Origin of the sequence: Blastococcus mobilis (genome assembly GCF_900188025.1) — a bacterium.
Classification (GTDB): domain Bacteria; phylum Actinomycetota; class Actinomycetes; order Mycobacteriales; family Geodermatophilaceae; genus Blastococcus_B; species Blastococcus_B mobilis.
In genome coordinates, this window is record NZ_FZNO01000013.1 from 1 (window position 1) to 13,177 (window position 13,177).

A 13,177-nucleotide genomic window follows, 5' to 3' on the forward strand; every position below is an offset into this window, starting at 1 on the left:
GGCCGTCAGCGCCTTCTGCGCCTCGACCGGATAGCGGGATTCGGCGTCCACCTCGGCGGCGTAGGGGGCGATCTCCCGTTCGGCGATCTCCCGGATCGCGGCCCGGATCGCGTCGTGCTCCTCGGTGAGGGCGTACAGCCCGGCGTTGTTACCCACGGGTAGAGCGTAAGCCTGGGGCACTAGTCGTTCGAAGTGAGACGCTCCTGCAGAGTGAGGTCACGAGCGACGACCTGGTCGGCCAGATCGGCCTGGAACCGGCCCACTGCATCCCGCAGCCCGGCGTCGGAGGCGGCCAGGATGCGGACGGCGAGCAGGCCGGCGTTGCGCCCCCCGCCGATGCCCACGGTGGCCACCGGGACGCCGGCCGGCATCTGCACGATCGACAGCAGGCTGTCCAGACCGTCGAGCCGGTCCAGCGGTCGCGGCACGCCGATGACCGGCAACGGGGTCGCGGCGGCGACCATCCCGGGGAGGTGGGCCGCTCCCCCGGCCCCGGCGATGACCACTCTCAACCCACGGCCGGCTGCGCTCTCCGCGTAGTCGAGCATGCGACGCGGCGTCCGGTGGGCGGAGACGACATGTGCCTCGTACGGGACGCCGAACTCCTCGAGGGCGAGGGCGGCGGGCTCCATCATCGGCCAGTCCGAGTCGCTGCCCATCACGATGCCCACCACGGGGCCCGCGAACGCGTCGCTCATGCCGCTCCTCAGTGCTCCTGCTCGAAGGCGAAGGCATCGTCGACGATGCCGTCGGCCAGGTAGCGGGCGGCGGCGACGGCCCTCGCCCGGACCTCCTCGAGGTCGTTCCCGAGCGCCGTCACGTGGCCCAGCTTTCGGCCGGGCCGCAGCCCCTTCCCGTACCAGTGCAGCTTCACGTCAGGCCAGTGCGCCATGAGGTGGTGCACCCGCTCGTCGAGCGGGGGGCCGGCCCAGTCGTCGGCGGCAGCGGCGCCGCCGAGCACGTTCGCCATGACCGCGACGGGGGCCGTCATCGCCGTGGAGCCGAGCGGGTAGTCGAGGACGGCGCGCAGGTGCTGCTCGAACTGGCTGGTCCGGGCGCCCTCGATGGTCCAGTGGCCGGAGTTGTGCGGCCGCATCGCGAGCTCGTTGACCAGCACGCCGTCGGCGGTCTGGAACAGCTCGACGGCGAGCATGCCGACGACGCCGAGCCGGTCGGCGATGCGGACGGCGAGTTCCTGGGCCGCCGTGGCCAGTTCATCGGAGAGGTCCGGCGCCGGAGCCAGAACCTCGGCGCACACGCCGTCGCGCTGCACCGTCTCCACCACCGGCCAGACCGCGATCTGACCGAACGGCGACCGGGCCACCTGCGCGCTGAGCTCGCGCATCATGGGCACCCGCTCCTCGGCCAGCAGAGTGCCGTGTCTCTCGAGGAAGGCCGCTACGTCGTCCGGGCCGTCGACGACGAACACGCCCTTGCCGTCGTAGCCGCCCCGGGGCGTCTTGAGGATCACCGGCCACCCGACGTCGTCGACGAACGCGGTGACGTCGTGGACGGTGCGCACCTCGGCCCAGGCCGGCTGGGGCTCCCCCGCCTCCTGCAGTGCTCGCCGCAGCACCAGCTTGTCCTGGGCATGGACGAGCGCGTCCGGGCCGGGCGCGACCCGGTGGCCGGCCGCCTCGAGTGCGTGCAGGTGCTCGGTGGGCACGTGCTCGTGGTCGAAGGTGACGACGGTGGCACCGTCGGCCAGCTGCTGCAGGTCGGCGAGGTTGCGGTGGTCACCGAGCCGGACGTCGGCGGTGACGAGGGCCGCGGACTCATCGGACGACGCGGCGAGGACCCGAAGGGACTGCCCGAGCGCCACCGCCGCCTGATGGGTCATGCGCGCCAGCTGCCCCCCGCCGACCATGGCGACGACCGGGAGGCCGGTCCGCGGGTCGAGTCCGGAAGGCATGGTGGCCTGAGGCTAGCCGGGCCACTCTCGGGCCGTGCAGCGAGGTCGGACGACGGCGCCGGGTTCGTACACTCCGAGCGTGGTCCCAGGCGCTCGACTCCGTTCCCGCCTGAGTGCCGGCGCCACCCTGCTCCTGCGCGAGCTGAGCGCCTTCGGCGTCGTCGGCGCGGCGTGCCTCGTGCTCGACCTGACGCTCTTCCAGGTGCTGTACACCTCCGTCGGACTCGGCGCGGTCACCTCCAAGGTGCTCGCCTCGGCGGTGGCGACGACGGCTGCCTTCGTCGGGCACCGTTACTGGTCGTTCTCCCGGCGGGTTCGTTCGGGGCTCCCCCGGGAGTACGTGCTGTTCTTCGGAGTCAACGGCCTCACGCTGATGCTGAGCATGCTCATGATCGCTGCGGTGCGGTATCCGCTGGGCCAGGAATCCGCGTTCGCCCTGCAGTTGACCAACGTGGCCGCCATCGCCCTCGGGACGGCACTCCGATTCGTCCTGTACCGCCGATGGGTCTTCCTGGCCCCGGCAGCACCCACGTTCCCGCGCCCCGCGCTCGCTCCGGACGCGCTCGGTTCCCCGGCGCGCCGGGTCCCCTGAGCCGGGTCAGGAGGCCAGGCGGGATCCCTCGCGGCCGCTGACGACCTCCAGGCGGGTCGGGATGCGGGTGCGCAGTTCCTCGACGTGGCTGATGACGCCGACCGTCCGGCCGCCGCGCCGAAGCTCGTCCAGGACCGTCATCACCGCGTCGAGCGCCTGCGGGTCGAGGCTGCCGAAACCCTCGTCCACGAACAGCGTGTCCAGCTGGACACCGCCGCTCTCCGCGGTGACGACGTCCGCCAGCCCGAGGGCCAGGGCGAGTGAGGCCATGAAGCTCTCGCCGCCGGACAGCGTCTTGGTGGGCCTGCGCACGCCGGTGTACTCGTCGAACACGTCGAGACCGAGCCCGCCGCGGGCACCGTGCCGTCCCTGGGCGTCGCTGTGCAGGAACGTGTAGCGGCCGCCGGACATCTCCAGCAGCCGCCGGCTCGCCACCTCGGCGACCTGCTCGAGACGCGCGGCCAGGACGAAGGACTGCAACCGCATCCGCAGAGCGTTCGAGCCGCGGCCGGTCACCAGGTCGGCGAGCGCCGTCACCTGATCGGCCCAGGCATGCAACTCGGCCAACTCCATCTCCGCCGCGATGACGTCGCCGGCCAGGGACTCCAGCGCGCCGGAGCAGCGGCGGGCCCGCTCGAGCTCGGCGACCGCCTCCTCGCGCCGGCGGGTGATCGCGGCGCAGCGCTCCTCGACGGCGCCGACGTCAGGGCGGGGCCCCAGTTCGGCGAGCTCGCGTTCCGCCAGCCGGGCACGGACGACGCTCAGCCGGTGGTCGTGCCCGTCCAGCTCCCGGTCGAGCGCGTCCAGCCGGCCCTCGCCGAGCAGCGCGTCCCCGGCGACGAGCACGTCGTCGAAACCCGCCGTGACGGCACGCTCCTCCGCGATCCGCAGCGCGTCGCTGGCGGCTTCGCGGGCGCGCGCGTCCGCGGCGACGGCGTCGACCAGCACCTCGCAGCGGTCCGCTGCGGCGGTCAACCGGGCGACCCGGGCAACGAGGTCGGCGTCCTCCCCGCGTGCCGCATCCAGTCGCTGCTCCAGCTCGGCCAGTGCGTCGGCCAGGGAAGCACGCTCGGCGCCGCGCGCACCCAGCTCCTCACGGTCGGCGGCGAGGCGCGCCGCCGAGGACTCCCGCTCGGTCAACAGCTCCGCCAGCAGGTCCTGGGCCCGGTCGAGCGTCGCTGCCAGGTCTGCGGTGTCCCGTGCGGCCCTCCGGAGCTCCTCGAGCGCGGCCGCCTGGTCGGCGGCGGTCCCGTCTCCGGCGCGCGCCCGGAGGCCGACGAGCTCCCGTTCCTGGCGGTCGAGCTCGGCCGTGGCAGCGCTCAGCGATGCCTCCGCGGCCTCCGCGGCGGCGTGCGCGACCTGCTCGTCCGCTGCGGTCACGACCGGCCCGGCGTGCGCGGCGGGCCGTGGGTGCTCGGTGGCCCCGCAGACCGGGCAGTCCGCGCCGTCGGTCAGCTGGGTCGCGAGCTCGGCGGCCATGCCCTCGAGCCGCCGCGCCCGCAGGTCCAACCAGTGCTCCCTGGCGTCGGACCAGGCCTCGCGGCGCGTCTGCACGAGCTCGCGACTGCCGGCGAGCCGAGCCTCCAGCCGGTCGGCCGCCCCTGCCGCGTCGAGCGCGGCCGCCGCCGTGGCGACGGCGCTCTCCAGCCCGGGCAGCCGCACGGCCGCGGCGCGCGCGAGGGTCACCCGGTCCTCCTGCTCGGCCAGCCGCGCGGGCCAGGTCTCCTCCGCCCGGCCGGCCTCGTCACAGCGGGCGGCGAGCTCTGTGATCCGGCGGTCGAGTCCGGCGATGCGGCGGGTGAGCTCCCGGACGCGCTCGGTCTCGGGCAGTAGCGCCCGTGCGGCGGCAGCGCCGTCGCGCAGCTCGCGGACGACGTCGGCACTGGCGTCCCGGCCGTCGGCGACCGGGTCCCACTCCGCCCGCGCCCGTTCGACCGCCACAGTGGTCCGTTCGGCCTCCCCCGCGGCCCGCGCGGCCGACTCGAGGCAGTCCCGCAGCGGCTCGGCCCGGCGACCGGCGTTCCGCTCGGCGCGCAGCCCGGCCAGCTCCAGCTCGCGCGCGGTCAGTGCCTCGAGTTCGGCGAGGGCGCGGTCCCGGCGGTCGTGCCGTTCGGCCAGGGCGCGGGCCGAGGCGAGCTCGGCGTCGACCAGCCCTGCCTCGGCGGCTGCCTCCTCGGCCCGCGCGGTCGCCTCGGCCAGTCGGTTCCTCGCCGTCGCCCGCACCGTGTCCACCCAGGGACCGACCGCACCACCGCCCCCTCCCCCGACCAGCTCGGGGGCCAGCTCTTCCGGGACGTCGATGTCGGCCACCTGGGCGACCCGCGCCAGCAGCGTGCTGACCCGGGCCTTCTGGACGGCGACCCGCTCACGGGCGGTCGCCCGTTCGTCGGCGAGCCAGTCCTCGGCGGAGGCGAAGCGCCCGACGTCGAACAGGGTGCGCAGCAGCTCGCCGCGGTGCTCGGGTTCCGCCCGCAGGAAGCGGGCGAAGTCGCCCTGCGGCAGGAGCACCACCTGACAGAACTGGTGCACGTCGAGGCCGAGTCGCATACGCAGGTGCTCGGACCCCTCGTCGATGCGGGTGCTGACTGGTTCCCAGCCGCCGTCGGTGAGCCGCTGGACGAGGAGCCGGGCCTGCTCGGTGGTGACGCCCTCGCCACGCTTCTTCGGTCGCTGCTGCTCGGGACGGCGGACGACGAGCAGTCGCTCACCGCCCAGGGTCAGCTCGCAGGAGACCTCGGTCCGCACCGAGGCGGCGGCGTGATCGCTGCGCAGCCGCTTCTCCTCGCCGCGGGCCCCCGGAACCGTTCCGTAGAGCGCGAACACCACGGCGTCGAGTAGCGTCGTCTTCCCCGCACCGGTGGGGCCCCACAGGAGGAACAGGCCGTCCCGGCCCACCTCGTCGTAGTCGACCTCCGCGGTGCCGGCGAACGGGCCGAACGCCGTGAGGGACAGCCGGTGCAGCCTCACCTGCGCACCTCCGCGCGGTCGGCGGCGCCCAGCGCCCGGGCCAGCAGTTCCCGCTCCGTCGCGCTCGGGGCCACTCCGCGCACGTGCCCGACGAACTCGGCGGCCACGTCGAGATCGCTGCGGCCGCGGAGCCGTTCCTGGTAACTGCGGCCGCCGGCGACCGCCCCCGCCCCCGCCCACTCGAGGTGGACGCAGTGCGGGAACCGGCTCTGCAACCGGCGCATGGGGTCGACCGGCCGGATCGCGTCGGTCAACCGGGCGGAGACGAAGTGCTCCTCGACCGGGCCGTGCACCGGGTCCGCCAGCAGCTGGTCCAGGGTGCCGGTGAGGACGGTCAGCTCCCGCGGCGTCGGCAGGGGGACGGGGCGCACCTCGGCCAGGCCGTGTGCGTCCAGGTCGACCAGCCAGGCCTGCTTCTGCTGCCCCGCCTCGCCGAAGGAGTACGCGAGTGGCGAGCCGCTGTACCGCATGCGCGGCGTGAGCGTCTGGGGGCGGTGAAGGTGCCCCAGCGCCACGTAGTCGACGCCGTCGAACACCGTCGCCGGCACGAGGTCCACCCCACCCACGCAGATGTCGCGCTCGCTGTCGCTTGCCACGCCGCCGCCCACGAACGCGTGGGCCAGGACCACCGAGCGGGCGCCCGGCCGCAGGAAGAGGTCGGACCGGACGCGGTCCATCGCCGCCCCCACGACCGCCTCGTGACTGCGCCCGCCGCTGATCCCGAGCTCGTGCCGCGCCACCTCCGGCTCCAGGAACGGCAGCCCGTAGACGGCGACCTCCCCGTGTTCGTCGGACAGCAGGACCGGCTCGTCGAGCCGACCGGTCGAGGCGCGCACGTGCAGACCTGCTGCCGAGAGCAGCCCGGAGAACGTGCCCAGCCGGCGGGCGGAGTCATGGTTGCCGGGGGTCATGACGACGGCGGCCCCGGCCTGGAGCAGCCGGCCGACAACCCGGTCCAGGACGGCCGTGGCGTCGGCGGAGGGGACGGCGCGGTCGTAGACGTCACCGGCTACGAGGACCACGTCGACCGACTCCGCCGCGACCACCCGCGCCAGCCCGGTGAGCACCGCCTCCTGCTCGGCGAGCAGCTCGGTGCCGTGCAGCGTCCGGCCGATGTGCCAGTCGGAGGTGTGCAGCAGGCGCATGGGCGGAAGGTAGGTGGCGCTACCGACAGAACCGGCTCAGGCGCGCCGTGACGGACCGGTCCCACAGCACTAAGGGGTCAGAGGTAGTGCTGGGGAGCCGTGCGGCCGCCGTAGTACTCCTCGTGATGGCTCACGCTCTCCTGGGCCCTGCGGTCGGCGTCCTCCTCGATCATGACGTTCAGGAGCTGCTGGACGCCGTCGCTGTCGGGGATCTGCCGGAGGACGGTGGCCCCGCTGTCGCCGGCCGACTCGATCGTCAGCGTGCCCGAGCGGACGATCCGCTCCCAGAGCGTCTGCCGGAAGGAGACGTCGGTGATGCGGGACAGCCCGACGTCCCGGCCGCGGCGGGTGAGGATCCCCTCGCGGAACAGCAGCCGGTGCGTCGTGACGACGTAGTGCGTCGTCCGCCAGCGCAGCAAGGGCACCACGACGAGGGTCAGGAGCAGGACGAGGGCCACGGCCAGGACGAGCATCCGCAGGATGCCTTGCTGTCGGCCGGCCGGGATCATCGCTGTGCCGAACGAGGCTGCGCCGACGATCAGCAGGAGCCGCACGACCGGCCAGAAGAGGGTCAGCCAGTGCGGGTGCAGGTGCCGGACGATGTCTTCGTCCTCGGCGAGCAGCTTGTCCGGGTACGGCACCGGTCCAGGATGACTCAGCCGCTGCCCCGCGTCGTCGCGCCTCAGGCCACCGCGTGTCGCGCAGCAGCGGCGTCCGCCGCACCTGCCGCTACCGGCACCCGACCGTGGAGCACCACGCCTGCCACACCGGCCCGGCGCTGCGCCGCCTGCGGTCGAGAGCGACTCGACCAGCAGTCGGTGGGGGTCCACCTCCGCCGGGGCCTGCCGATGGGGAATCGGTCGCCGGACCGGCCGAGATCCCCCTGTCGTAATTGCTTTATGTCATCATCCCCTTACAGGGCGTGCCGGAACCTGCCAGAGCCAGGTCCCGCCGTCGAGCGTCCGCCCACGAGGCGAGCGCCCGCCCCTGCTGTGAGCGGCCCGCGGGCCGCACGAATTCTCTGCGAGGTCGCGTGTCCACCACTCGCCGCCGCCGCCCCCTTCTGGCGGTGACCCTGCTGGCACTCGTGGCCGCCGCCGTGGGCGCGGTCCTGCTCCTCCGTCCGGACGACTCCGCTGAGTCCTCCGCTCAGTCCTCCGCCCCGTCGGCGACCACGTCCGCGGCACCGGGGCAGGCGGTCGGGCAAGGGGCCCCCACCACCGAGGCCTACACGCTCCAGCCCGAGCCGACCTTCGTGGCCACCGACGAGCCGCGGCGGCCCACGGGTGGAAGCGTCGACGTGGTCCTGACCTACGCCGGCTTCGACCCGGCCACCGGAACGGTCCAGGCCAACGGCTTCGCCGCCGGAGTCATCGAGGACGGCGGCACCTGCACGCTGACGCTGACCCGGGACTCGGTCGAAGTCACCGCCACGGGCACCGGGACAGCGGATGCGACGACGACGTCCTGCGGGCTGCTCGAGGCCGCCCCGGGTCTCGCCTCAGGTACGTGGGAGGCCCGGCTCAGCTACTCGTCGGAGGGCTCGTCGGGCGAGTCGGACTCGCTGGAGGTGTCCGTCCCGTGAGCCGCCTCGTGACCTGGGCGCGCCGCGCCCTCCCGATCGCGCTGGCCGTGTGCACCGTGGCGGCACTCCTCAGCACGTCGTCGGACACCACCACCCCTGCGACGCCCGAGCTGGAGTTGGCGGCCGATACCAGCCAGTTCGACGCCGGCAACATCATCAGCGACGCCATGTTCTTCGACGCCGGGGCCATGACGCCGGAGCAGATCTCGGCCTTCATCAACGCGAAGGGCGCCAAGTGCGTGCCGGCGCCCGACGGGACGCCCTGCCTGAAGGACTACCGGCAGGACACCTTCACCCGCGTCGCCGACGGCATCTGCGACGGGACGTACCACGGAGCGGGCGCCGAGTGGGCGGCGCAGATCATCTGGAAGGTCGCTCAGGCGTGCAGCATCAGCCCGCGCGTCCTTCTCGTCCTGCTGCAGAAGGAGCAGGCGCTGGTCACGGCGTCGGGCTCGAGGCTCACTCCCCGGCGGTACGAGATCGCGGCCGGCATGGGGTGCCCCGACAACGCGGCGTGCGACTCCCAGTACTACGGCTTCTACAACCAGGTCTACGCCGCTGCGCGCCAGTACCAGCGCTACGCGACCTACCCGACCCGGTACGCCTACCGCGCCGGTGCGAACAACACGATCCAGTGGGACGTCGAGACGTCGTGCGGGACCTCCGTGGTCCACATCCGGAACCAGGCAACGGCGGGGCTGTACAACTACACGCCCTACCGGCCCAATGCGGCGTCGCTCGCCGCCGGCTACGGCACCGGGAACTCGTGCTCGTCGTACGGCAACCGCAACTTCTGGCTGTACTTCACCGACTGGTTCGGCTCGACCCAGTCCCCGGGCGGGGACGCGATCCTGTCGGCCTACGCAGCACGCGGCGGCGCCGGCGGCGCGCTGGGCCCCAGCACGAGCTGGGTCCGCTGTGGTCTGGTGTTCGGCGGCTGCCTGCAGAACTATCAGAACGGAAGCATCTACTGGAGTCCCGGCTCCGGGGCGTACGCGATCACCAACGGCCCGCTGGCCGACGGGTGGGGAGCCCTCCGCTGGGAGCAGAGCCTGCTGGGCTACCCCACCGGTGACCAGCGCTGCGGCCTGAAGGACGACGGCTGCGTGCAGTCCTTTCAAGGCGGAGACATGTACTGGAGTCCGGGCTCCGGCGCTCAGTGGCTGGGCGGCCCCATCGGGGCCACCTGGGCCGCACAGCGGTGGGAACAGGGCCCGCTCGGCTACCCCACGGCCGACCAGCGCTGCGGCCTGGAGGACGGCGGCTGCCTCCAGCAGTTCCAGGGCGGCACCATCTACACCACGCCCGCCACCGGAACCCGCACCCTCCTCAACGGCCCGATCGCCGACGCCTGGGGCGCCCAGAGATGGGAACAGGGCCCGCTCGGCTACCCCACGGCCGACCAGCGCTGCGGCCTGAAGGACGGCGGCTGCCTCCAGCAGTTCCAGGGCGGCACCATCTACACCGCGCCCGCCACCGGGACCCGCACCGTCCTCAGCGGCCCGATCGCCGACGCCTGGGGCGCCCAGAAGTGGGAGCAGGGCCTGCTCGGCTACCCCGCCACGGATCAGCGCTGCGGACTGAGGGACGGCGGCTGCAGTCAGACGTTCCAGGGCGGCTCCATCTCCTGGAGCCCCGCCACCGGAGCACACGCCGTCGCCGGCGCGGTCCAGACCACCTGGACCGCGCAGGGTGCGGAGTCCGGTCCCCTCGGCTACCCCCGGGGGCCGCAGGTCTGCGGCCTGAAGGACGGCGGCTGCCTCCAGCAGTTCCAGGGCGGCACCATCTACACCGCGCCCGCCACCGGGACCCGCACCGTCCTCAGCGGCCCGATCGCCGACGCCTGGGGCGCCCAGAAGTGGGAACGGGGCCTGCTCGGCTACCCCGCCACGGATCAGCGCTGCGGACTGAGGGACGGCGGCTGCAGTCAGACGTTCCTGGGCGGCTCCATCTCCTGGAGCCCCGCCACCGGAGCACACGCCGTCGCCGGCGCGGTCCAGACCACCTGGACCGCGCAGGGTGCGGAGTCCGGTCCCCTCGGCTACCCCCGGGGGCCGCAAGTCTGCGGACTGGTCAGGGGCGGCTGCCTGCAACAGTTCCAGGGCGGCACCATGTACACGACCACCACCGGGACCCGCACCCTCCTCAACGGTCCCATCGCCAACGCCTGGGCGGCACAGAAGTGGGAGCAGGGTTCGCTGGGCTACCCCACCTCGGATGCCTACGCGGTCGCCCAGGGCACAGCTCAGGACTTCGAGGGTGGTCGGCTGATCCTGGACCGGTCCACCGGCCAGGTCTCACGGGGCTGATCGGCCCCCGCCGGTAGGCATCGGCGCGCCGTATCGCGGCGTCGCGCGAGCCACGTGAAGCCGGGCGGTTCCACCGAGGGACGGCCCGGTCAGCCGGCGCGAGTTCGAGGCGGGACTTCAGCCCAGGCGCGGATCGAGGAGAGGGCCCGGCGCTGCCGTGGGTGCGGGCGCGGGCAGTGGTTCCCCGGCCGTACCAGCGGCTGCTTCCTCCGGCTGCGTCGCCACGGGTTCCTGTGGTCGCGGCGCGGCTCCAGCGCTTGCTGCACGCCACCCCCTTTCCGAGGCCGCGGATCCCGCCCTGCCACGACGTCCGTGCCGGGTCGACGGACATCCACGGAACCTCTCCCCAGGCGCCGGCGCCAGGCTGCGTGCGGCGGGGCGGGCCGCGGCGACGAGCCGGAAGACTCGATCACCGCCGGCCATCCCGCCGGAGCGGCCCCTGGAGTCGCCACGCCTGGCCATGCGTCGCCGTAACCTCGCCCGCGGAACTGTCGCTCCCTGCGCCTGCTGCGCCCTCAGCAACTCCGGATGCGGAGCTCGCGCTCGGCATCCATGCCGGTCCGGCGCCTTGCGTCATCGGCATTGACGGCGCGTCGGCCCTCCGGTCGCCCAGGGAGAGGAGGGCCCGCCACCGGAGGGGGCGAGTGCCCGACGCGGGTGACGGAACTCGCTCAGCGGCTCGCCGTGGCCCGGCCGGACACCGCCGCGCTCGGGACGAGGCGCTCGGTCGCGGCCTCGCGCGCCCCCGGAATGATTATGCGCGGCTTCGCCGACCCGCCTGCGGCTCGTAGCCCGTTGTCCCGGGCCGCCACCCGCCGGGCGAACCGTCGGGGCGGGCCGACCATGAGCCGCTGGCACGGCTTCTCGACCCCGTGGTGGAGGAGCGCGCTGAGGCCGAAGGCCACCAGGATGCCCAGGGGCATGAGCAGGACGAGCTCCGGAGTGAGGTGGAACCGCGTCGCCGGATCCTGCCAGGCGACGGTGAGCGCCATTTCCAGCACGGCGAAGTGGACGAGGTAGAGGCAGTAGGAGATCCGCCCCCCGTAGACCAGAGCCGGGCGGGCGAGCCAGCGAGCGGTCCCCCGGTCGCTGACGGCGAGTGCCGCGATGAGGGCAGGAAAGGCGAGGACGGCCACGCCGTGGAAGTCGACCCCGGGGTCCCCGCCGGCTCGCCAGGACGCCCACACAGACACGAGGACGACGACCAGCGGCGTCACCCAGGTCAGTCGAGCCGCCCATGTCTGGAGCGCGGGGGTGGTGCGCATGTCGCGCAGAGCCAAGGCCAGCAGCATCCCGGCCGTGAAGGCGCAGGCAATGCGTAGCAACCAGTTCTGCGACCAGTCGAGGGGGCCGGTCCGGTAGGAGATGACCACGAGAGGTGTGATCGCCAAGTGTGCGAGCAAGAAGTTCATGGCCGGGTGGAGCCGGCGCAAGGGGCGGAGCAGCACAGCCAGGAGCGGGAAGGCGAGGTAGGCAAGCCACTCCGCGCTGATCGACCAGCCGGGGATGAGGTAGCTCGCCCCGAGAAGGTTGTCCTCTCCCCACATCTGCGTCATGGACAGCTGACGCACCATCGTCAAGACGTCGGCATCGGGATGAGGACCCAGGACGTCGGCATCCCAACCGACCGACCTGAGGGTCCAGATCCAGCCCCCCATGATGACCGTCAGAACGGCCCAGGCCGGCCACACACGGGCGATCCGGTTCCAGACGAAGCGCGCCACGACCGCCGGCGTCGGGCGGCCACCGACCTCGTCCAGATATCGGAGGGCGATGACGAAGCCGCTGAGGATGAAGAACAGCTCGACCCCGATCCAGCCGGCGTCCACGAGCGGCTCGGCGAGCGGTAGATGGTCGAGATAGGGCGTCAGCAACGAACGGAAGTGGAAGAGCACGACCCAGGTGGCGGCCACGGCACGCAGGCCGGTCAGCGCACGGATCTCGCCGCGACCGCGCTTCGTGGGGGATGCCGGCGGGATGCTCTGCGCCGTTGTTGTCACCACTGAACCCCTCGGTCGGCTCGTGAGCCCGGACCGGTTCGTCCCGCTCGCCGACTACGCTAATCGCCTATATCCATCACAAGGAGTAACACAACCCCAAAACGCGGACCTCTGATTGGCAGATCCTGACTGCGCGCCACTCCACTCACAGGCGTCTCGAACCATCGGCGGGACGGCCGAAGTGAACTCGGCCGCCGCCGGCTCTCTCGTCCGCTTCCTCGCCTGCCGGCGGTGGTACGTGGCCAGGGACGCGATCAGCCGGTTCAGCCGGCCTACCTGGAGCCCTCGGTCGGCCCGGGCACGCAGCTCGGCCAGCTCCATCTCCCGCCGTGGTGACGTCGCCGGCCAGGGACTCCAGCGCGCCGGAGCAACGGCGGGCCCGCTCGAGCTCGGCCACCGCCTCCTCGCGCCAGCCGGTGATCGCGCGCCAGTGATGCGCGAGAGCCCGAGGTCTCGGCCGCGGCGGACCAGGATTCCCTCGCGGAACAGCACCCGGTGGATCGTGATCACGTGGTGCGTCGTCCGCCATCTGAGCAGCGGCACCACAACGAGGGTCAGGAGCAGGACGAGGACCACAGCAAGGACGAGCATCCGGAGGATGCCCTGCTGCCGGCCGGCCGGGATCATCGCCGTGCCGAACGAGACGGCACCGACGATCAGCACCAGC

General features: G+C 73.1%; 11 protein-coding genes. 3 read left to right on the forward strand and 8 right to left on the reverse strand.

Going from position 1 to position 13,177, the window contains the following annotated elements; genetic code table 11:
* The 3 genes from CHB94_RS12800 to CHB94_RS12810 form a co-directional block, all read right to left on the reverse strand.
* Positions 1-180: acyl-CoA dehydrogenase family protein (locus CHB94_RS12800; protein ID WP_368073860.1), on the reverse strand; the 180-nt coding region annotated here is incomplete at its 3' end.
* Complete coding sequence (purE, locus tag CHB94_RS12805; RefSeq protein WP_089336962.1) at positions 180-698, reverse strand: 5-(carboxyamino)imidazole ribonucleotide mutase; 519 nt, start codon at positions 696-698, stop codon at positions 180-182. The genes CHB94_RS12800 and purE, both read right to left, overlap by 1 nt.
* An 8-nt stretch (positions 699-706) precedes the next feature.
* Positions 707-1,912, reverse strand: coding sequence for a 5-(carboxyamino)imidazole ribonucleotide synthase (locus CHB94_RS12810; protein ID WP_089336963.1), 1,206 nt, complete (start codon positions 1,910-1,912; stop codon positions 707-709).
* Between the two features lie 79 nt (positions 1,913-1,991).
* On the opposite strand from CHB94_RS12810, the gene CHB94_RS12815 reads away from it, so the two are divergent.
* Positions 1,992-2,504: a GtrA family protein gene (locus tag CHB94_RS12815; RefSeq protein WP_089336964.1), complete on the forward strand. Its 513-nt coding sequence runs from the start codon at positions 1,992-1,994 to the stop codon at positions 2,502-2,504.
* A 6-nt stretch (positions 2,505-2,510) separates the two neighbouring features.
* On the opposite strand, the gene CHB94_RS12820 is transcribed toward CHB94_RS12815, so the two are convergent.
* The 3 genes from CHB94_RS12820 to CHB94_RS12830 form a co-directional block, all read right to left on the reverse strand.
* On the reverse strand, positions 2,511-5,471 hold the full coding sequence (locus CHB94_RS12820) for an AAA family ATPase (protein WP_089336965.1): 2,961 nt from the start codon (positions 5,469-5,471) through the stop codon (positions 2,511-2,513).
* Positions 5,468-6,616, reverse strand: a complete 1,149-nt coding sequence (locus tag CHB94_RS12825) for an exonuclease SbcCD subunit D (protein WP_089336966.1) — start codon at positions 6,614-6,616, stop codon at positions 5,468-5,470. The genes CHB94_RS12820 and CHB94_RS12825 overlap by 4 nt, the downstream gene beginning before the upstream one ends.
* A gap of 77 nt (positions 6,617-6,693) precedes the next feature.
* Positions 6,694-7,257, reverse strand: coding sequence for a PH domain-containing protein (locus CHB94_RS12830; protein WP_089336967.1), 564 nt, complete (start codon positions 7,255-7,257; stop codon positions 6,694-6,696).
* 392 nt (positions 7,258-7,649) lie between these two features.
* Here CHB94_RS12830 and CHB94_RS12835 point away from each other — a divergent pair, with 392 nt between their 5' ends.
* Complete coding sequence (locus CHB94_RS12835; protein WP_089336968.1) at positions 7,650-8,201, forward strand: hypothetical protein; 552 nt, start codon at positions 7,650-7,652, stop codon at positions 8,199-8,201.
* Positions 8,198-10,510, forward strand: a complete 2,313-nt coding sequence (locus CHB94_RS12840) for a LasA N-terminal domain-containing protein (RefSeq protein ID WP_089336969.1) — start codon at positions 8,198-8,200, stop codon at positions 10,508-10,510. Before CHB94_RS12835 ends, CHB94_RS12840 begins: the two co-directional genes overlap by 4 nt.
* A gap of 671 nt (positions 10,511-11,181) precedes the next feature.
* On the opposite strand, the gene CHB94_RS12845 is transcribed toward CHB94_RS12840, so the two are convergent.
* Positions 11,182-12,510, reverse strand: coding sequence for an acyltransferase family protein (locus tag CHB94_RS12845; protein ID WP_176445543.1), 1,329 nt, complete (start codon positions 12,508-12,510; stop codon positions 11,182-11,184).
* A gap of 54 nt (positions 12,511-12,564) precedes the next feature.
* Positions 12,565-13,137, reverse strand: coding sequence for a PH domain-containing protein (locus CHB94_RS27025; protein WP_497006392.1), 573 nt, complete (start codon positions 13,135-13,137; stop codon positions 12,565-12,567).
* Positions 13,138-13,177 lie beyond the last annotated feature (40 nt).